The following is an 18,340-nucleotide window of genomic DNA, read 5'->3' on the forward strand; positions in this document are numbered from 1 at the left end:
GGGGCGCCCCCTGCCGAGTCTGACCGCCCACCCGCGCCAGGGACAGGGGCACGCCCTGATCGGGTTCCGCGGGGCGGCGTATCGAGACCCGCGTCAGCTGTCGATGACGCGGACGAGCTCCTCGATGAAGCCGCCGAAGTCCGTGGAGCGGCGGATCAGCCGCTGCACCTCGGCACGGTCGGCGAAGACCTCGACGAACTGGTCGAAGACGGACTGGAAGCTGCTGCGCCCGGCGGAGGCGAAGGCGATCATCGCGATCACGTTCACCCGCTGCTCGCCCCACGCCATCGGCACGTCGTTCACGACGATGGCGATCGCGGTCCGGCGCGCGCTCATCGCCATGGCGTGCGGGACGGCGAGGTTGTCGGTGAACGCGGTGGAGCTCATCCGCTCGCGCTCGATCGCCCCGTCGACGTAGTCGTCGTCGATGATGCCGCCGGCGATCATCCGCTCGCCGAGCAGCCGGATCATCGCGGCCTCATCGCGGGCGTGCACGTTCCGGAAGAAGAGCGACTCGTCGAAGAACTGCAGCAGCTCGTCCTTGATCCGCGCCCGGCGGCGGTGCCGGCGCACGCGCGCGATCGCGCGCCGCACGGCGTCCACGTCGTGGTCGGTGAGGAACGGCTGCACCACGACGACGTCCTCGGAGGCGGGCCGCTCGTCGATCGTCGTGATCACCAGGTCGGCGGTGAGGCGGTCCCAGTCGACGTCGCTCCGGGTGATCAGGGAGCGGACCTCGACCTCGGTGCCGAGCGAGCGCTCGACCCGCAGCCGCAGCATGTGCGCGAGGTCGTAGTAGTTGGGGCAGACGATGACGCAGGAGAGCCGCTCCTCGCGCCGGGACACGCGCTCGAGGAACGAGCCGACGTGCAGGGCGATGTAGGCGATCTCGTCCTCGTTGACCGTGATGCCGCGGAGCCGCTGCAGCCCGCTCGCGAGGAAGACCGCGATCTCGTAGGTCATCGGGAAGCTCGTCTTGATCGAGCGCGTGAGCGGATTGCGCGAGTAGCCGCCTTCCGCCGCCCGCGCGACGAGGTTCCGCACGTGCAGCGCGAGGCGGACGATGAAGCCCTCGTCGTCCAGGTCGACCAGGTAGGCCTCGTTGACGTCGGCGACGAGCTCGCGGACGACCGCGACGTCCTCGGGGTCGAGGTAGTTCTCGACGACGGCCGCGACGGGCTCGTTCTGTCCTGGAGTCGCCACCCTCGTCGTCATCAGGATCGCCAGCTGGGCCAGCTCCGCGTCGGTCAGCCTCGTGGCGAAGTGGCGCGCGACGAGCTCGGCGAGCAGTGCGGCCAGCTCGCCGTGGACCGCGGGGGAGGGGCGCGAGCCGGACGGGTCGCCGATGCCCCGCGAGACGCGGTCGACGGCGATCGCGATGTGCAGCAGCACGCTGTTCACGCCGTAGTCGTTGATGTAGTAGCCGCGGGTCTCGAGCTCGGCGAGCAGCTCGGTCTTGAACGCGCCGAGACCGGGGGAGGCGAACTCGCGCTGCACGTCGTCGAGCGTGAAGACGCCCTGTGCGCTCTCGTCGCGGAACATCCGCGAGATCAGCCGGCGTCGCGCCTCCTCGCTGCCCTCGAGCCGCACGGCCGGGCCGCGGCGCACGAGGGCCAGCCCCGCCTCGTCCGCCAGCGCCTTGACCCGCCGCAGATCCGCGTCGATCGTCGATTCGCTGACGGAGAGCGTCTCGGCGAGAACGGCGACGTCGAGCCCGTCGTCGGAGTCGACCAGGCGCCGGACGATGCTGTACAGCCGGTCGCGCGGGGTGTCCGGCTCGACGTCGCGGAGCAGCCGGGTCTCGAGGAACGCCGAGTACGCGTCCCGCGCGAGCCGGTAGCCGTTGGCCGACGACTCCACGGGCTCGAGCGGAGCCGCCTGGGCCTTGACCGCGGTCACGTAGCTGCGGACGCTCCGGGTGGTGACCCCGAGCCGGTCGGCGAGCTCGTGCGCCGTCACCCAGCCGTCGGCGCGGGAGAGGTACTCCAGCAGTCGTTCGCGGTTGTCAGGCATCGGTCTTCCAGTCAACCATCTCCGGGTCGGCGGGGGCGGACCCGCGCCGACACCGCCGGGAGCGCTCTTCCGCCCCCGCGGAAGATTGTCTGCCGCAGCGGACGCGGGGCCCGGCGAGATGCTTGGATGAGGCAAGACCCGGACGCGAGGAGGCGAACGAGGTGCGCACGATCCTGATCGTCTGCGGTGCAGGCGCGTCGAGCACGTTCCTGGCCCACCGGCTGCGAGCGGGCGCGAAGCAGCGCGGCATCGATGCCGTGTTCCGATCCGAGACCCTCACGGGTGTCGCGGACGCCCTGCCCCTGGCGGACGTCCTCCTGGTCGGACCGCATCTCGAGTCGCAGTTCGACGAGCTCCGCCAGCGCGCGGTGCACGTCGGCGCCGCGGCAGCCCTCCTCCCTCACGACGTCTTCGGGGCGCACGGTGCCGATGCCGTGCTCGACACCCTGCCCGTCCTCTTCGCCGCTCGCGCGGTCGTCGCAGGATCGGACGGGGACGCCCCACCTCCCGCCACGGGCGCCGCGCCCGGCACCGGGAACCACTGACGCAGTTCCGACTGCAGGATCAAGGAGAAACGTTCATGGTCGAGCGCACCGTGCAGGTTGCATCGTCGAAGGGCCTCCACGCCCGTCCCGCCTCGCTCTTCAGCCAGGCCGCGGCGAAGTCGGGTCAGAAGGTCCTGGTCAAGAAGGGCGAGGGCACCGCGGTCAACGCGGCCTCCATCCTCGGCATCATCTCGCTCGGCATCGAGCACGGCGACTCGCTGACCCTCTCGGTCGAGGGCGACAACGAGCAGGCCGTCCTCGAGGAGCTCAGCGAGTTCCTCAGCACTGACCACGACGCCTAAGACCCCTCGCCCCCACCGCCCTCTCACCGCCGAGACGCACACAGGAACCGAGATCTCATGACGCTGTCCACTCCTTCGACCGCCTACGCCTCCGCGAAGCTCCAGGGCACCGGTGTCGGCCGCGGGCTGGCCCTCGGGCCGGTCCTGCGCATGCCCGATCCGCTGCCCGAGCCCGAGGACACCGCCAGCACGCGGTCCGTCGCTCAGGAGGAGGAGCGCGCGGTGTCGTCGCTGTCGGCGACCGCCGCGACCATCCGCCACCGCGGTGAGCGCGCCGGCGGCTCGGCGAAGGACGTGCTCGACGCGCAGGCGCTGATGGCGGAGGACCCCTCGCTCGCGGACGACGTCAAGGCGCGCCTCGCGACCGGCAAGACCGCCGAGCGCGCGGTGCACGAGGCGTTCGCCGGCTTCCGCGACCTGCTGGTCGCGATGGGCGGCTACATGGCCGAGCGGGCGACCGACCTCGACGACGTCTCGCAGCGGGTCGTGGCGCACCTGCGCGGCGTCCCGGCGCCCGGCGTCCCGGAGTCGGACGAGCCGTTCGTGCTCGTCGCCCGCGACCTCGCGCCGGCCGACACCGCGCTGCTCGACCTCGAGAAGGTCCTCGGCCTGATCACGAGCGACGGCGGCCCGACCTCGCACACGGCGATCCTCGCCCGGGAGAAGTCGATCACCGCCATCGTCGGCACCACCGGAGCGCTCGACCTGCGCGACGGCCAGCTCGTCATCCTCGACGCGTCCTCCGGTGTGGTGACGGTGAACCCGTCCGACGTCGAGATCGGCGACGCGAAGTCCTCGATCGCCGAGCGCGCCGAGATGCTCGCGGCCCCGGTCGTCCCCGGTGCCCTCGCCGACGGCCACGCCGTGCCGCTGCTGGCGAACCTCGGCTCCGCCGACGGCGCCGCGAACGCGGTCGAGCTCGGAGCGGAGGGCGTGGGCCTGTTCCGCACCGAGTTCCTCTTCCTCGACGCGAAGGAGGCGCCGACCGTCGCCGAGCAGGCGGAGCAGTACACCCGCCTGCTGGCCGCCTTCCCCGGCCGCAAGGTCGTGGTGCGCGCGCTCGACGCCGGCGCCGACAAGCCGCTCGCCTTCCTCAACGACGACCACGAGGAGAACCCGGCGCTCGGCCTCCGCGGCCTCCGCGCCCTGCGCGCGAGCGAGCAGATCCTCCGCGACCAGCTCACCGCGCTCGCCCAGGCCGACGCCGCGACCGACGCCGACCTCTGGGTCATGGCGCCGATGGTCGCGACCGTCGACGAGACCCGCTACTTCACCTCCATGGCCAAGGAGCTCGGGATCCGCACGGCCGGCGTGATGGTGGAGGTCCCCTCCTCCGCCCTGCTCGCCGACCGGATCCTCGGAGTCGCCGACTTCGCCTCCATCGGCACCAACGACCTGACCCAGTACACCCTCGCCGCCGACCGGATGCTCGGCACCGTGTCGGCGTTCCAGGACCCGTGGCACCCCGCCGTCCTCCGCCTCGTCGGCGAGGTCGGGCGCGCGGGCGCCGCACTGGGCAAGCCCGTCGGCATCTGCGGCGAGGCCGCCGCGGATCCGCTGCTCGCCGTGGTCCTCGTGGGCCTCGGCGCGACGACCCTCTCGATGTCGCCGTCGGCTCTCGCCGACGTCCGCGCCGAGCTGGCCGAGCACACCCTCGAGGACGCGAAGCGCTACGCCGAGCTCGCCCTCGCGGCCGACAGCGCGGCGGACGCCCGGTCCGCCGTCACCGAGGCGATCGCCGCCTCCTGATCCCGGGGATCGCGCGGCCCGCATCCGCGCGATCCTCCGCAGCACCACCCCGCCCCACCGCACCATCCGCACCACCCCTGCACCACCCCGTCTCGTCCCGCCCCGCGGGAGCCCGGCCCGCCTCAGGAGCGACCGGATCTCCCACCCTCAGAATCGGAGAACACACCACATGACAACGACGTCAGCGACGTCGACGCGCGGAGGTACGCGCGTCCACGTCCAGCGATTCGGCACCTTCCTCTCGGGGATGGTCATGCCGAACATCGCGGCCTTCATCGCGTGGGGTCTCATCACCTCGCTCTTCATCGCCGCGGGCTGGCTGCCCAACGGCATCCTCGGCGGCTTCGGCGACGCAGCCCAGATCGGCTGGGAGGGTGCCCGCACCCAGCTCGCCGCCGGTGAGGACGGCGCGACCTTCCAGCAGTACGTGGGTCTCGTCGCCCCGATGATCACCTACCTGCTGCCCCTGCTCATCGCGAACACCGGTGGCCGCATGGTCTACGGCCAGCGCGGTGGCGTGGTCGCCTCGATCGCCACCATGGGCGTCATCGTCGGCGCCACCATCCCGATGTTCCTCGGCGCCATGATCATCGGCCCGCTGGCCGCGTGGCTGATGAAGAAGGTCGACTCGATCTGGGACGGCAAGATCAAGCCCGGCTTCGAGATGCTGGTCAACAACTTCTCCGCCGGAATCCTCGGCATGCTGCTCTCGCTCGGCGCGTTCTTCGGCATCGCCCCGATCATCTCGTTCCTCACCAAGATCCTCGGCGACGGCGTCGACCTCCTGGTGAACGCGGGCCTGCTGCCGCTGACCTCGATCTTCATCGAGCCGGCCAAGATCCTGTTCCTCAACAACGCCATCAACCAGGGCGTCCTCACCCCGCTCGGCACCGTCATGGCGCAGGAGCAGGGCAAGTCGTACCTGTTCCTGCTCGAGGCCAACCCCGGCCCCGGCATGGGCGTGCTGCTCGCCTTCGCGATCTTCGGTGTGGGCATCGCCCGCGGCTCCGCTCCCGGCGCCGCGCTGATCCACTTCGTCGGCGGCATCCACGAGATCTACTTCCCCTACGTGCTGATGAAGCCCGCGCTCGTCGCGGCCGTCATCCTCGGCGGCATGACCGGCGTCGCGACCAACGTCGCGTTCGACTCCGGCCTCGTCGCCCCGGCATCGCCGGGATCGATCATCGCGGTGCTCCTGCAGACCTCGCGGGACAGCTACCTCGGCGTGATCCTCTCGGTCCTGCTCTCGATGGCCGTGTCGTTCGTCGTCGCGTCGTTCATCATCCGCGGCAGCCGCAAGCGCGACCTCGACGCGATGGCCGCCGGTGACGACAAGCTCGCCGCCGCCGTCGCCGCCAACTCGTCCAACAAGGGCAAGGAGAGCGCCGTCGGCTCGCTCCTCAACGCGAGCGGCGCCTCCAACCAGGACGGCGCCTCGGCGACCGCCACCGCCACCCAGGTCCGCAACATCGTCTTCGCCTGCGACGCCGGGATGGGATCGTCCGCCATGGGCGCGTCCGTCCTGCGGAACAAGATGAAGAAGGCGGGCTTCGAGGACGTCACGGTCACCAACAAGGCGATCGCGGCCCTCGAGGACGACGTCGACCTGGTCATCACCCAGGCCGAGCTGACCGAGCGGGCGCGCCAGCGCACGCCGGGCGCGATCCACGTCTCCGTCGACAACTTCATGAACAGCCCGAAGTACGACGAGGTCGTCTCGCTCGTCGCGGAGCAGCACGGCAAGTAATCGGGAACACCCCTGAGGGAGCCCGTAGGGTGCGACGTGGCGGAGACGCTCCGCTCGCCCCTGCGGGTTCCCTCCTTCGTTCACCACTCCACGGAAAGGACGCACGCCATGAGCGATGTGCTCACCATCGGACAGATCAACGCCTCCGGCACCGCCACGTCGAAGGAGACCGCCATCAAGGAGGCCGCCGACATGCTGGTCGGCGTCGGCGCCGTCACCCCCGCGTACCACGAGGCGATGCTCGCCCGCGAGGCGACCGTCTCCACCTACATGGGCAACCTGCTCGCCATCCCGCACGGCACGAACGACGCGAAGGACGAGATCCGCTCCTCGGCGCTGTCCTTCGTCCGCTACGCGCAGCCGATCGACTGGGACGGCAACGAGGTCCGCTTCGTCGTCGGCATCGCCGGCGTGAACAACGAGCACCTCGAGATCCTCTCCAAGATCGCGATCATCTTCTCCGAGGAGGACGAGGTGCAGAAGCTCCTCGACGCCCCGGACGCGCAGGCGCTCTACGCGCTGCTGGGCGAGGTCAACTCCTGATGCCCACCGCCGTCCACTTCGGCGCCGGCAACATCGGCCGCGGCTTCGTCGGACTGATCCTGCACGGCGCCGGCTACGAGCTCGTCTTCGCCGACGTCAACGCGGCGCTGATCGACCAGCTCGCCGCCGCCGACAGCTACGAGGTGCACGAGGTGGGGGAGTCGCCCGCGACCCACGTCGTCGACGGCTTCCGCGCGATCAACTCGAGCAGCGACGAGGAGGCGCTCGTCCGCGAGATCGCCGCCGCCGACATCGTCACCACCGCGGTGGGCCCGAACATCCTGCGCTTCGTCGCTCCGGTCATCGCGAAGGGCCTCGCGGCCCGAGCGGAGTCGGCGCCCCGCCTGGCCGTGATGGCCTGCGAGAACGCGATCAACGCGACCCGCCTCCTGCAGACCGAGGTCGCCGCCAGCCTGGGCGCGGACGAGTGGGAGCGCCTGCGCACCCGCGCGGTCTTCGCCGACACGGCGGTCGACCGCATCGTGCCGAACCAGGACGCCGGCCAGGGCCTCGACGTCACGGTCGAGAGCTTCTTCGAGTGGGTCGTCAACCGCACGCCCTTCGAGGGCTCCGAGCCCGAGATCCCCGGTGCGACCTGGGTCGACGACCTCGAGCCGTTCATCGAGCGCAAGCTCTTCACGGTGAACACCGGCCACGCGACCGCCGCCTACGTCGGCTTCGCGGCCGGCGCGCACAAGCTGTCGGACGCGCTCGCGCTGCCCGAGGTGCACGACGCGGTGAAGACCGCGCTCGAGGACACCAAGACGCTGATCGTCGAGAAGCACGGCTTCAGCGACGAGGAGCAGGAGGCGTACCTGCAGAAGACGCTGAAGCGCTTCGCCAACCCGCACCTGACCGACACGGTCGACCGGGTCGGTCGCCAGCCGCTGCGCAAGCTCTCGCGGCACGAGCGCTTCATCGGCCCGGCGGCCGAGCTCGCCGAGCGCGGCCACGTGCCGAGCGGTCTGCTCACGGCGATCGGCGCGGCTCTCCGCTTCGACGTGCCGGAGGACCCGCAGAGCGTCGAGCTGAAGGAGAAGCTGGCCGCGCTGTCGCCGGAGGACTTCGTCGCCGAGGTGACCGGGCTCGGCGCGGACCACCCGCTGTTCGCGCAGGTCGTCGCGGTCGTCCGCGGCTGATCCTGACGGATCCGCGCCGAGGGGCGGGATCGGGTGCTCCGGCGCTCGATCCCGCCCCTCCGCCGTTCCCCGCTCGATCCGGGCTAGAAGAGGCGCCAGCGGGTGAGCGGCCAGGCGACCGCGAAGACGCGGCCGACCACCCGCTCGATCGGCACCGTCTTCACGCAGGAGTCGATCGGGCCCGGCGCTCCGCGGCAGTCGCCGAGCGAGTCGTTGGAGTTGGAGCGGTGGTCGCCGAGGACGAAGAGCGTGTCCTCGGGCACCGTGTACTCCTGGAAGCAGCGGGCGGAGGCCGGCTGCGAGTCGCAGTCCTGGGTGCCAGGGGTGAACGGGAAGTCCTCGAAGACGTAGTCGCCCACGAGCGGCTGCCCGTCGACGAGCACGTGCCCCTCGGCGTCGCAGCAGGAGACCGTCTGGCCGCCGACGGCGATCACGCGCTTCACGAGGAACTCCTCGTGCGACGGGCCGATGCTCGTCACGTCGCCGAAGTACTTGACCGCCTCGGAGAGCGGGTTGCCGACCGCATCGGCCGCACCCCAGCGCGCGTCCCGCGAGAAGACGACGATCTGCTCCGACTCCGGCTCGCCCTGGAGGGCCGCGGTGCGGTCGACCAGGATGCGGTCGCCGAAGAAGCCGCCGCCCTGCAGCGTGTTCTCCATCGAGCCGGTCGGCACGGTGTACACCTTCACGAAGAACGTCTGCACGAGGGCGATGACGACGATCGCGACCAGCACGGTGACCAGCGGGTGGGAGTACCAGCTCCGCCGGCTCCTCGCCGGGGTGCCGTCCGTCGTCTTCTCCGTGCGCGCCATCCGCGGTCCCTTCGACGTGGGAGAGCCTAGGCGGCGGCCGCCGTGCCCGTCGCCCGCGGCGCGCAGCGCGCCGCCCACCGGCGACACGCCCGCGCTGGCGGAGAAGCGGGGATTCGCGTAGTATCGACCCTTGGTGTTTGCGCGTGCTCCGGCACGCCCGCGCACCGCCTTCCGGGCTCCGCCCGGGGGAGGATCGTCGCGGAAGCATTCGCACGACCAGTACACACACTACTTCCGAACGACAGTGAGGCTATGGCCAAAAAAGACGGTGTCATCGAAATCGAAGGTGCGGTTGTCGAGGCGCTCCCCAACGCGATGTTCCGCGTGGAGCTCACCAACGGACACAAGGTTCTCGCCCACATCTCGGGCAAGATGCGTCAGCACTACATCCGCATCCTCCCCGAGGACCGCGTGATCGTGGAGCTCAGCCCCTACGACCTGACCCGCGGCCGGATCGTCTACCGCTACAAGTAGACGTTCGCTCCGCTCAGTTCGCGACGTGCGTGTCCTGTAAGGAACGGCCCCGGCATCCGCCGGGAGCACGACGCCAGCGAAAACAAGGAACAGAACAATGAAGGTCAACCCCAGCGTCAAGCGCATCTGCGACCACTGCAAGATCATCCGCCGCCACGGCAACGTGATGGTCATCTGCAGCAGCAACCCCCGCCACAAGCAGCGCCAGGGCTAGTCCTCCGGGACTCCCGGCGCTCCTGCGAGGAGCGCGGGCGGGAAACCGCCCAGCAGCACGGCAACACACCACCCCGCAACGTCAGAAATCGCGCAGCGCCCCGGGTCTCCCGGGGTGAACGGCGAGGACACCTTCGGTCGGAGGCCGAGGCACCGACGTTGCTTCACACCTCCACTCACTCACAGGAGAAGCCACCATGGCACGTCTGGCAGGAGTAGACATCCCGCGCGAGAAGCGCGTGGAGGTCGCACTGACCTACATCTACGGAGTCGGCCGCACCAGCGCGCTGAAGACGCTGAGCGACACGGGGATCGACGGCAACATCCGCGTCAAGGACCTCACCGACGACCAGCTCGTCGCGCTCCGCGACTACATCGAGGGCAACTACAAGGTGGAGGGAGACCTCCGCCGCGAGGTCGCCGCCGACATCCGCCGCAAGGTCGAGATCGGGTCCTACGAGGGCATCCGCCACCGTCGCGGCCTCCCGGTCCGTGGACAGCGCACCAAGACGAACGCTCGCACCCGCAAGGGCCCGAAGCGCACCGTCGCCGGCAAGAAGAAGGCCGGCCGCAAGTAACGCGGGCGACACGGACCTAGAGGAGATAACAAGTGGCTACCCCCAAGTCGGCCGCGCGCAAGCCGCGCCGCAAGGAGAAGAAGAACATCGCTGTGGGCCAGGCCCACATCAAGTCGACGTTCAACAACACCATCGTGTCGATCACCGACCCCGCCGGGGCCGTCATCAGCTGGGCCTCGTCCGGTGGAGTCGGCTTCAAGGGCTCGCGCAAGTCGACGCCGTTCGCCGCCCAGCTCGCTGCCGAGTCGGCCGCGCGTCAGGCGCAGGAGCACGGCATGAAGAAGGTCGACGTCTTCGTGAAGGGCCCGGGCTCGGGTCGCGAGACCGCGATCCGCTCGCTCCAGGCCGCCGGCCTCGAGGTCGGCTCGATCAACGACGTCACCCCGCAGGCGCACAACGGCTGCCGCCCGCCGAAGCGCCGTCGCGTCTAACGCAGCACTCGCAGCCGTCGGCCGGCCGCACCCCGCGCTCTCCAGCGCGGCGTGAGGCCGGCCGGCGGATCGCGCATTTCTTTCACAACTTCAGACTCGCAAACGCACGTGTCATATAGCGGACACGTGATCGAAAGGAATCAACAGTGCTTATCGCACAGCGTCCGACGCTCACCGAGGAGAACATCTCGGAGTTCCGTTCCCGCTTCGTCATCGAGCCCCTCGAGCCCGGCTTCGGCTACACGCTCGGCAACTCGCTGCGTCGCACCCTGCTGTCCTCCATCCCCGGCGCCGCTGTCACCAGCATCCGGATCGACGGAGTCCTGCACGAGTTCACGACCGTCCCGGGCGTCCGCGAGGACGTCACCGAGATCATCCTGAACATCAAGGGACTCGTCGTCTCCTCCGAGCACGACGAGCCGATCACCGCCTACCTGCGCAAGCAGGGCGCCGGCCAGGTCACCGCCGCCGACATCTCGGCTCCGGCCGGTGTCGAGATCCACAACCCGGACCTCGTCATCGCGACCCTGAACGACAAGGCGAAGTTCGAGCTCGAGCTCACCATCGAGCGCGGCCGCGGCTACGTCTCGGCGACCCAGAACCGCAGCGAGTTCTCCGAGGCCGGCCAGATCCCGGTCGACTCGATCTACTCGCCCGTGCTCAAGGTCACCTACCGCGTCGAGGCCACCCGTGCCGGCGAGCGCACCGACTTCGACCGCCTGGTCGTCGACGTCGAGTCGAAGCCGGCCATCACGCCGCGCGACGCCATCGCGTCGGCCGGTCGCACCCTGACCGAGCTGTTCGGACTCGCCCGCGAGCTGAACAACGCGGCCGAGGGCATCGAGATCGGCCCCGCGCCGGTCGACGCCGTCCTCTCGACCGAGCTGTCCATGCCCATCGAGGACCTCGACCTCTCGGTGCGCAGCTACAACTGCCTCAAGCGCGAGGGCATCAACAACGTCAACGAGCTCGTCGCCCTCTCGGAGACGCAGCTCATGAACATCCGCAACTTCGGTCAGAAGTCGGTGGATGAGGTCAAGGAGAAGCTGACGGAGCTGGGCCTGTCGCTGAAGGACTCGGTCCCCGGGTTCGACGGCGCCCACTTCTACAGCTACGACGACGAGAGCATCTAGGTCTCCGCTCCGGCGTTCGACCTTCTGACACCCCTTTAGTACTGGAGTAAAGCCATGCCCAAGCCCACGAAGGGCCCCCGCCTCGGAGGCGGTCCCGCACACGAGCGTCTGCTGCTCGCGAACCTGGCCGCGGCCCTGTTCACGCACAAGAGCATCAAGACGACCGAGACCAAGGCCAAGCGCCTGCGTCCCCTCGCCGAGCGTCTGGTGACGTTCGCGAAGCGCGGCGACCTGCACGCCCGCCGCCGCGTCCTCGCGACCATCGGCGACAAGAGCGTCGTGCACGAGCTCTTCACCGAGATCGCGCCGCTCGTCGCCGAGCGTGAGGGCGGCTACACCCGCATCACGAAGATCGGCCCCCGCAAGGGCGACAACGCGCCCATGGCCGTCATCGAGCTCGTCCTCGAGCCCGTGACGCCGAAGGTCAAGAAGTCGCGCACCGCCGCCGCTCCCGTCTCGGCTCCGGTCGAGGACGAGACCGTCGTCGAGGACGCCCCCGTCGAGGAGGCGCCCGTCGCCGACACGACCGAGGCCGACGCGACCGTCCAGGACGCGCCCGTCGAGGACGCCCCGGTCGAGACGGCCGACGAGACCAAGTAGTCCCGCGCACGTCTCGAGAGCCCTCCGCCCCTCCGGGGACGGGGGGCTCTCGTCGTCCCGAGCGGCGGTTCCTGGCGTGCTCGGTGGCGCGGAACGTCGCTTACGATGGCGGAATCGTTCCCACGGCAGGGCGCGGCGCGACCGGATCCCGGACCCCGCCCCCGCCGCCCAGCAGGAGGTGCCCCGTGCGTCCGCACCACCCGCTCCTCGTCGTCGCGGCGACGATCCTGCTGGCCGGCTGCTCCTCCGCCCCGGTCCTCGACGTGCCGGAGTCGGCACGCACCGCCGCTCCGAGCTCCCTCGCCGCACCCGAGGCGGCACCGACGGCGACCGCCACGGCCGACCTCCCCGCGTCGCCCGAGCTGGACTGCTCGACCGCGCTGCCGCCCGCCGCCGTGGAGAGCGCCGTGGGGCTGCCCGCGGGCACGGCCGCTCTGCAGCAGTCGGGCGACACCTGCTCCTACGCCGTCGCCGGCAATCCGTCCGCCGTCGTCGTCCGCGTCGGACCCGCGCGCCTCGCGGAGACGTTCATCGGGGCGGGCGAGGCGGTCGGCGCCGTCTCCGCCCCGCTGGGCGAGGCGGCCTACCGGCTCGAGGGCTCGCCGACGACGCCGTCCGAGCTCGCCGTGCTCGCGGGCGGCTACGAGGTGCACGTCGAGTCGTACGTGGGGGATCAGGACGTGCTCGCGGACTGGGCGGTCGCCGTCCTCGACCCGCTCGGTGTGCGGCTGTCCGCGGGCTGATCCGCCGCTGCCGATCGCTCCGGGCCGTTCTCGCGGACGATCTAGACTCGTCGGGTGCTCCGCCGTGTCCGCCTCGATCTGGCCTACGAGGGCACCCACTTCGCGGGCTGGGCGCTGCAGCCCGGTCTCCGCACCGTCCAGGGCGTCCTGGAGGACGCGCTCGGGCTCCTGCTGCGCTCCGAGGAGCGGACGGTCGTCACGGTCGCCGGCCGGACGGATGCGGGTGTCCACGCGAGCGCCCAGGTGGCGCACCTCGATCTCACTCCGCAGCAGTGGTCACGCCTGAACGGCCGGCCCCGCGCCGGGACCGAGGCCGTCGAGCCGGAGGTCGTGCTCCAGCGCAAGCTGCAGGGGATCCTCGGCCAGTACTCCGACCTGTCCGTGCACCGGGTCTCGCGGGCGCCCGAGGGCTTCGACGCCCGCTTCTCGGCGCGCTGGCGGCGCTACGAGTACCGGCTCGCGGACCGGTCCTCGCTCCGCCGGCCACTCGAGCGCGCCTACACGACCTGGATCAACGAGGCGGTCGACGAGACTCTGATGGCGGGCGCCGCGGAATCCCTGCTCGGCCTGCACGACTACGCCTCGTTCTGCCGGGCGCGCGTCGGGGCGACCACCATCCGCAGCCTGCTCGACTTCACCTGGGAGCGGGACGCGGACGGTGTCCTGCACGCGCACCTGCGCGCCGACGCCTTCTGCCACAGCATGGTGCGAGCGCTCGTCGGCTCCTGCGTGGCCGTGGGGATCGGCAAGCTGGACGCGGGGGAGCTCCCGCTGCTGCGGGACGCCGCGCGGCGCACCAACGCCTTCGCCGTCATGCCGGCGCGCGGTCTCGTCCTGCGCGAGGTCGACTACCCTGAGGACTCCGAACTGGCCGAGCGGGCCGTGCTCACCCGGGTGAAGCGCACCCTGCCGGGCGGGAACGCCGAGGGGGAGGACGACGCGTGATCCTGGGGAACCGCCGCGCGGCCGCTCTCGCCGCCGCGCTCGTCCTGCCGGCGGCGCTGCTGCTCGGCGGATGCTCCTCGTCGACGATCGACGTGCCGGACGAGGCGCCGCCGACCGCCGTCCCGTCCACCGCGCCGAGTGCCGGGCCCACCGCGGAGCCGACCGCGCCGGCGCCGTCCGCCGCCGCGAGCGTCGAGGAGCTCGACTGCGCGGCGGTGCTGCCGGTGGAGACGATCGAGGCCGTGCTCGAGCTGCCCGAGGGGTTCGTGACGAGCTCCGATCAGGGCTCCGGCTGCACCTGGGCGATGGCGGGGAACCCCGCCGCGCTGGTCCTGCAGACGGCGACCGGCGCCGGCACGAGCGCGTTCGCCGCACAGGAGTCCGCCGGTCCGGTCGAGCCGAGCGGGCTCGGCGACGTCGCCTTCTTCCGCGCCGGCGATCCGGCGGCCGACCCGGCCGCGGCGGTCGTCGTGCTCATGGGCGACCGGCTGCTCTCGCTCCGGTCGTACGTCGGCGGGCAGGCCGCGCTGGAGGAGCTCGCGACGGACGCCCTCACCACGCTGGGGCAGGGGCCCTCCTGAGCCGGGCCGCCCCTCGGCGGGCGGCGGCGGGCGAGCGCGAGCTTCCGCTCCGGTGCGGATTGCTGTACTGTCGACCCTTGGTGTTCTCGGCCGCGTGCCGGCACCCGAAGTTGAGCCCTCCACCGGATCGGTTCGGCCCCCTCGCGGGTCGAACGGCCACGGAGCGGGATTCACGAACTCCTCACTCCGATCAGAAAGCAGCACTCACGTGACTCGCACTTTTTCTCCGAAGCCGGCTGACGTCCAGCACGACTGGATCGTCATCGACGCGTCCGACGTCGTGCTCGGCCGTCTGGCCACCCACGCCGCTGCGCTCCTGCGCGGCAAGCACAAGGCGACGTTCGCGCCGCACATGGACATGGGCGACTTCGTCATCATCGTCAACGCCGAGAAGGTGGCCCTCACCGGCCAGAAGCTCCTCCAGAAGAAGGCGTACCGCCACTCCGGCTACCCGGGCGGCCTCACGGCCACCACGTACGCCGAGCTCCTCGAGAAGAACCCGATCCGCGCCGTCGAGAAGGCCATCCGCGGAATGCTCCCCAAGAACTCCCTCGGTCGTGCGCAGCTGCGCAAGCTGAAGGTCTACACGGGCACCGAGCACCCTCACGCGGCTCAGCAGCCCAAGGCGTACGCCTTCACCCAGGTCGCCCAGTAGGCTCCGGCCCTCCCCGACACCCCAGACTTCGAAGACAAAGGATCACCTACACCGTGGCGAAGATCGCAGACCAGATCGACGTGGCTCCCGAGAGCTACTCCACCGAAAGCCCGGCCACCGAGGCGTCCACGACGCCCCGCGCCGTCCTCAACGTCTCCGGCGCAGCCGTGGGCCGTCGCAAGCAGGCCATCGCCCGCGTGCGCCTGGTCCCGGGCTCCGGCAGCCTGACCGTGAACGCCCGCGAGTTCGCGGAGTACTTCCCCAACAAGCTGCACCAGCAGCTGATCAACGACCCGTTCAAGGTCCTCGACCTCCTCGGCTCCTACGACGTGGTCGCGAAGATCACCGGCGGCGGCCCCTCCGGCCAGGCCGGTGCGCTCCGCCTCGCGATCGCCCGTGCGCTGAACGAGATCGACCGCGAGAACAACCGCGCCGTCCTCAAGAAGGCCGGCTTCCTCACCCGCGACGCTCGCGTCATCGAGCGCAAGAAGGCCGGTCTCAAGAAGGCCCGCAAGGCGTCCCAGTTCTCGAAGCGCTAATCGCTGCGGCCCCCGCGGCCGCCGATCAGCAGCTTCAGAAGGGGACTGGCATCATGCCGCGCCTGTTCGGAACAGATGGCGTCCGTGGCCTCGCGAATCGCGATGTCACGGCCGACCTGGCCCTCGGCCTCGCCCAGGCGGCCGCCCGTGTACTCGGTGCGGCCGCCCGGGCGGAGGGCCGTCGGCCCCTCGCCGTCCTGGCCCGCGATCCTCGGATCTCGGGTCAGTTCATCGGTGCCGCCGTCGCGGCCGGGCTCGCGAGCGCCGGCGTCGACGTGCTGGACGCGGGAGTGATCCCGACGCCCGCCGCCGCGTACCTCATCGCCGACGAGAGCGCCGACTTCGGCGTGATGATCTCGGCGTCGCACAACCCCGCCGCCGACAACGGCATCAAGTTCTTCGCGGCCGGCGGTCGCAAGCTGCCGGACGAGCTGGAGAACCGCATCGAGGCGGCTCTGGGCGTCCCGCCGCTCACGCCGCTCGGCCCGGACGTGGGCCGGATCCGCCGCTTCGCGGACGCCGAGGACCGCTACGTCCTCCACCTGCTCGGCTCGCTCGGCAGCACCCGCCTCGACGGACTGCACGTGGTCATCGACTGCGCGCACGGTGCCGCCGCAGGGATCTCGCCCGAGGTGTTCACCGACGCCGGCGCGACCGTCACCGTGATCGGCAACGATCCGGACGGCATCAACATCAACGACGGAGTGGGCTCGACCCATCTCGACCACGTCGCCGAGGCGGTCCGCGAAGCGGGCGCCGACGTGGGCATCGCGCACGACGGCGACGCGGACCGCTGCCTGGCGGTCGACGCCGAGGGGCGCGTCGTCGACGGCGACCAGATCATGGCGATCCTCGCGACCTCGATGGCGCGGCGCGGCGTCCTGCGTGACAACGTGCTCGTCGCCACGGTGATGAGCAACCTCGGCCTCAAGACCGCGATGGCCGACGCCGGCATCCGGGTGATCGAGACGGGTGTGGGCGACCGCTACGTGCTCGAGGCCATGAACGACGGCGGCTACTCGCTCGGCGGCGAGCAGTCCGGCCATGTCATCATGAGCCGCTTCGCCACGACCGGCGACGGCGTCCTCACCGGCCTGCAGCTGGCGGCCGAGATGGCGCGCAGCGGCAAGACGCTCGCCGAGCTCGCCTCGGTGATGCGCGTGTTCCCGCAGACGCTCGTCAACGTCCGCGGCGTCGACCGCGAGGGCGTGCACGACGACACCGTGATCGCGGCGGCCATCGCCGCGGCCGAGGCGGAGCTGGGCACCGGCGGGCGCGTCCTGCTGCGACCCTCGGGCACGGAGCCGATGGTGCGCGTCATGGTCGAGGCCTCCACGAAGGAGACCGCGGACCGGCTGGCGGAGTCGCTGGCGGCGGTCGTGCTCGAGCAGCTGCGCGTCGCGTCCTAGTGGCCGGAGCCGCTGATCGGGGATCTCGATACGCCCCTGCGGGGCTACTCGGTCAGCATGCTTCCGCCTGCTCGCTGTGTGCTGGTCGACGACGCACGGCATGACTCGGCCTGCTCGCCGCATGCTGGTGGAGTAGCGCCGGAGGCGTGCATCGAGACCCGCCGTCGTCGGCAGGTGAGCCGTCGGCGATCCGTCGTCAGATCTTGCGGAGGAGCACCGAGGAGACGGTGTGGTCGGCCTGCTTGCGCAGGACGAGGCTCGCGCGGGAGCGGGTCGGCCGCACGTTCTGCAGCAGGTTCGGCTCGTTGATCGAGGACCAGATGCTGCGGGCCTGCGCGCGCGCCTCGTCCGGCGTCAGCGAGGCGTAGCGGTGGAAGTACGAGGTCGGGCTGGCGAAGGCGCCCTGCTGGAGGGCGAGGAAGCGCTCCTCGTACCAGCGCGCGATGTCGCTCGTGCGCGCGTCGACGTACACCGTGAAGTCGAACAGGTCGCTGACCGCGAGGCCGTGGCCGGGCGCAGGCGGCTGCAGCACGTTCAGTCCCTCCACGATCAGCACGTCGGGTCGGCGGACCACGATCTCCGCGTCGTGCACGATGTCGTAGGAGAGGTGCGAGTAGAACGGCGCGCGCACCTCGGCGGCCCCGCCCTTCACCTCCGAGACGAAGCGCAGCAGCGCCCGGCGGTCGTACGACTCCGGGAAGCCCTTGCGGCTCATCAGCCCTCGCCGCTCCAGCTCCTTGTTGGGCAGGAGGAAGCCGTCGGTCGTCACCAGCTCGACGCGCGGGGTGTCGTCCCAGCGGGCGAGCAGCTCGCGGAGCAGGCGGGCGATGGTCGACTTGCCGACCGCGACCGAGCCGGCCACGCCGATCACGAACGGGGTGGGCTGCGCGCGCTCGCCGAGGAACGTGCTCGTCGCCCGGTGCAGCTGGCGCGCGCCCCCGGCGTAGAGGGTGAGCAGTCGCGACAGCGGCAGGTAGACCTCGGCGACCTCGGTGAGGCTCAGCCGGTCGCCGAGCCCGCGCAGCTGCACGACCTCGGTCTCGCTCAGCGGCAGCTCGGTGCTGCGGGCGAGCTCGGCCCAGTCGGAGCGGACGATCTCGACGAACGGGGAGGGGTGCGCCTCGCGCCCGGGTTCGCGAGCTGACGAGGACATCTGCACGATCCTAGCGGCCGCTGCGGCTCTGGCCCG

General features: G+C 71.0%; 21 protein-coding genes. 18 read left to right on the forward strand and 3 right to left on the reverse strand.

The window, feature by feature from the left end:
• Positions 1–93: 93 nt before the first annotated feature.
• Positions 94–2,013, reverse strand: coding sequence for a PTS sugar transporter subunit IIA (locus GTU73_RS05430; protein WP_160087633.1), 1,920 nt, complete (start codon positions 2,011–2,013; stop codon positions 94–96).
• A gap of 161 nt (positions 2,014–2,174) precedes the next feature.
• Here GTU73_RS05430 and GTU73_RS05435 point away from each other — a divergent pair, with 161 nt between their 5' ends.
• From GTU73_RS05435 to GTU73_RS05460, 6 genes are all read left to right on the forward strand, one after another.
• A complete protein-coding gene (locus GTU73_RS05435; RefSeq protein WP_160087634.1) occupies positions 2,175–2,558 on the forward strand; it encodes a PTS sugar transporter subunit IIC in 384 nt (127 codons plus the stop codon).
• A 35-nt stretch (positions 2,559–2,593) separates the two neighbouring features.
• A complete protein-coding gene (locus GTU73_RS05440) occupies positions 2,594–2,860 on the forward strand; it encodes an HPr family phosphocarrier protein (protein ID WP_160087635.1) in 267 nt (88 codons plus the stop codon).
• 57 nt (positions 2,861–2,917) lie between these two features.
• On the forward strand, positions 2,918–4,609 hold the full coding sequence (gene ptsP / locus GTU73_RS05445) for a phosphoenolpyruvate--protein phosphotransferase (RefSeq protein WP_160087636.1): 1,692 nt from the start codon (positions 2,918–2,920) through the stop codon (positions 4,607–4,609).
• Between the two features lie 169 nt (positions 4,610–4,778).
• Positions 4,779–6,356 (forward strand): PTS mannitol transporter subunit IICB, encoded by a 1,578-nt coding sequence (locus GTU73_RS05450; RefSeq protein WP_123702120.1) that lies wholly within the window; start codon positions 4,779–4,781, stop codon positions 6,354–6,356.
• Positions 6,357–6,464: 108 nt separating this feature from the next.
• Positions 6,465–6,899 (forward strand): PTS sugar transporter subunit IIA, encoded by a 435-nt coding sequence (locus GTU73_RS05455; protein ID WP_160087637.1) that lies wholly within the window; start codon positions 6,465–6,467, stop codon positions 6,897–6,899.
• Positions 6,899–8,038 carry a mannitol-1-phosphate 5-dehydrogenase gene (locus tag GTU73_RS05460; protein WP_160087638.1) on the forward strand — a complete coding sequence of 380 codons (1,140 nt, stop codon included), beginning with the start codon at positions 6,899–6,901 and terminating at the stop codon, positions 8,036–8,038. The genes GTU73_RS05455 and GTU73_RS05460 overlap by 1 nt, the downstream gene beginning before the upstream one ends.
• 83 nt (positions 8,039–8,121) lie before the next feature.
• On the opposite strand, the gene lepB is transcribed toward GTU73_RS05460, so the two are convergent.
• Positions 8,122–8,850, reverse strand: coding sequence for a signal peptidase I (gene lepB / locus GTU73_RS05465; RefSeq protein ID WP_160087639.1), 729 nt, complete (start codon positions 8,848–8,850; stop codon positions 8,122–8,124).
• A 252-nt stretch (positions 8,851–9,102) separates the two neighbouring features.
• Here lepB and infA point away from each other — a divergent pair, with 252 nt between their 5' ends.
• From infA to glmM, 12 genes are all read left to right on the forward strand, one after another.
• Positions 9,103–9,324: a translation initiation factor IF-1 gene (gene infA / locus GTU73_RS05470; protein ID WP_022883252.1), complete on the forward strand. Its 222-nt coding sequence runs from the start codon at positions 9,103–9,105 to the stop codon at positions 9,322–9,324.
• Positions 9,325–9,421: 97 nt separating this feature from the next.
• A complete protein-coding gene (gene rpmJ, locus GTU73_RS05475; protein WP_055787164.1) occupies positions 9,422–9,538 on the forward strand; it encodes a 50S ribosomal protein L36 in 117 nt (38 codons plus the stop codon).
• Positions 9,539–9,734: 196 nt separating this feature from the next.
• Complete coding sequence (gene rpsM / locus GTU73_RS05480; RefSeq protein WP_056037260.1) at positions 9,735–10,115, forward strand: 30S ribosomal protein S13; 381 nt, start codon at positions 9,735–9,737, stop codon at positions 10,113–10,115.
• A gap of 32 nt (positions 10,116–10,147) precedes the next feature.
• A complete protein-coding gene (gene rpsK / locus GTU73_RS05485; RefSeq protein ID WP_056037257.1) occupies positions 10,148–10,546 on the forward strand; it encodes a 30S ribosomal protein S11 in 399 nt (132 codons plus the stop codon).
• A gap of 146 nt (positions 10,547–10,692) precedes the next feature.
• Complete coding sequence (locus GTU73_RS05490) at positions 10,693–11,679, forward strand: DNA-directed RNA polymerase subunit alpha (protein ID WP_123445069.1); 987 nt, start codon at positions 10,693–10,695, stop codon at positions 11,677–11,679.
• A gap of 54 nt (positions 11,680–11,733) precedes the next feature.
• Entirely contained in the window at positions 11,734–12,279 is a 546-nt protein-coding gene (gene rplQ, locus GTU73_RS05495) for a 50S ribosomal protein L17 (protein ID WP_160087640.1), read from the forward strand.
• Positions 12,280–12,464: 185 nt separating this feature from the next.
• Positions 12,465–13,022, forward strand: coding sequence for a hypothetical protein (locus GTU73_RS05500; RefSeq protein ID WP_160087641.1), 558 nt, complete (start codon positions 12,465–12,467; stop codon positions 13,020–13,022).
• Positions 13,023–13,076: 54 nt separating this feature from the next.
• On the forward strand, positions 13,077–13,967 hold the full coding sequence (locus tag GTU73_RS05505; RefSeq protein WP_160087642.1) for a tRNA pseudouridine synthase A: 891 nt from the start codon (positions 13,077–13,079) through the stop codon (positions 13,965–13,967).
• The gene (locus tag GTU73_RS05510) at positions 13,964–14,548 is read left to right on the forward strand and encodes a hypothetical protein (RefSeq protein WP_160087643.1); all 585 of its coding nucleotides are present in this window, start codon (positions 13,964–13,966) and stop codon (positions 14,546–14,548) included. The genes GTU73_RS05505 and GTU73_RS05510 overlap by 4 nt, the downstream gene beginning before the upstream one ends.
• 208 nt (positions 14,549–14,756) lie before the next feature.
• Positions 14,757–15,203: a 50S ribosomal protein L13 gene (rplM, locus tag GTU73_RS05515; protein WP_160087644.1), complete on the forward strand. Its 447-nt coding sequence runs from the start codon at positions 14,757–14,759 to the stop codon at positions 15,201–15,203.
• Positions 15,204–15,256: 53 nt separating this feature from the next.
• The gene (gene rpsI / locus GTU73_RS05520; protein ID WP_160087645.1) at positions 15,257–15,742 is read left to right on the forward strand and encodes a 30S ribosomal protein S9; all 486 of its coding nucleotides are present in this window, start codon (positions 15,257–15,259) and stop codon (positions 15,740–15,742) included.
• Positions 15,743–15,795: 53 nt separating this feature from the next.
• The gene (gene glmM / locus GTU73_RS05525; RefSeq protein ID WP_160087646.1) at positions 15,796–17,151 is read left to right on the forward strand and encodes a phosphoglucosamine mutase; all 1,356 of its coding nucleotides are present in this window, start codon (positions 15,796–15,798) and stop codon (positions 17,149–17,151) included.
• A gap of 196 nt (positions 17,152–17,347) precedes the next feature.
• Here the strand turns inward: glmM and coaA are convergent, their stop codons facing one another.
• The gene (gene coaA / locus GTU73_RS05530) at positions 17,348–18,304 is read right to left on the reverse strand and encodes a type I pantothenate kinase (RefSeq protein WP_160087647.1); all 957 of its coding nucleotides are present in this window, start codon (positions 18,302–18,304) and stop codon (positions 17,348–17,350) included.
• Positions 18,305–18,340: the final 36 nt, after the last annotated feature.

This window comes from Rathayibacter sp. VKM Ac-2804 (genome assembly GCF_009866655.1).
Classification (GTDB): domain Bacteria; phylum Actinomycetota; class Actinomycetes; order Actinomycetales; family Microbacteriaceae; genus Rathayibacter.

Coding starts and splice junctions, on each gene's coding strand:
- GTU73_RS05430 (WP_160087633.1), bottom strand. CDS start 2,013: ATGCCTGACAACCGCGAACGACTGCTGGAGTACCTCTCCCGCGCCGAC.
- GTU73_RS05440 (WP_160087635.1), top strand. CDS start 2,594: ATGGTCGAGCGCACCGTGCAGGTTGCATCGTCGAAGGGCCTCCACGCC.
- ptsP (WP_160087636.1), top strand. CDS start 2,918: ATGACGCTGTCCACTCCTTCGACCGCCTACGCCTCCGCGAAGCTCCAG.
- GTU73_RS05450 (WP_123702120.1), top strand. CDS start 4,779: ATGACAACGACGTCAGCGACGTCGACGCGCGGAGGTACGCGCGTCCAC.
- GTU73_RS05455 (WP_160087637.1), top strand. CDS start 6,465: ATGAGCGATGTGCTCACCATCGGACAGATCAACGCCTCCGGCACCGCC.
- GTU73_RS05460 (WP_160087638.1), top strand. CDS start 6,899: ATGCCCACCGCCGTCCACTTCGGCGCCGGCAACATCGGCCGCGGCTTC.
- lepB (WP_160087639.1), bottom strand. CDS start 8,850: ATGGCGCGCACGGAGAAGACGACGGACGGCACCCCGGCGAGGAGCCGG.
- infA (WP_022883252.1), top strand. CDS start 9,103: ATGGCCAAAAAAGACGGTGTCATCGAAATCGAAGGTGCGGTTGTCGAG.
- rpmJ (WP_055787164.1), top strand. CDS start 9,422: ATGAAGGTCAACCCCAGCGTCAAGCGCATCTGCGACCACTGCAAGATC.
- rpsM (WP_056037260.1), top strand. CDS start 9,735: ATGGCACGTCTGGCAGGAGTAGACATCCCGCGCGAGAAGCGCGTGGAG.
- rplQ (WP_160087640.1), top strand. CDS start 11,734: ATGCCCAAGCCCACGAAGGGCCCCCGCCTCGGAGGCGGTCCCGCACAC.
- glmM (WP_160087646.1), top strand. CDS start 15,796: ATGCCGCGCCTGTTCGGAACAGATGGCGTCCGTGGCCTCGCGAATCGC.
- coaA (WP_160087647.1), bottom strand. CDS start 18,304: ATGTCCTCGTCAGCTCGCGAACCCGGGCGCGAGGCGCACCCCTCCCCG.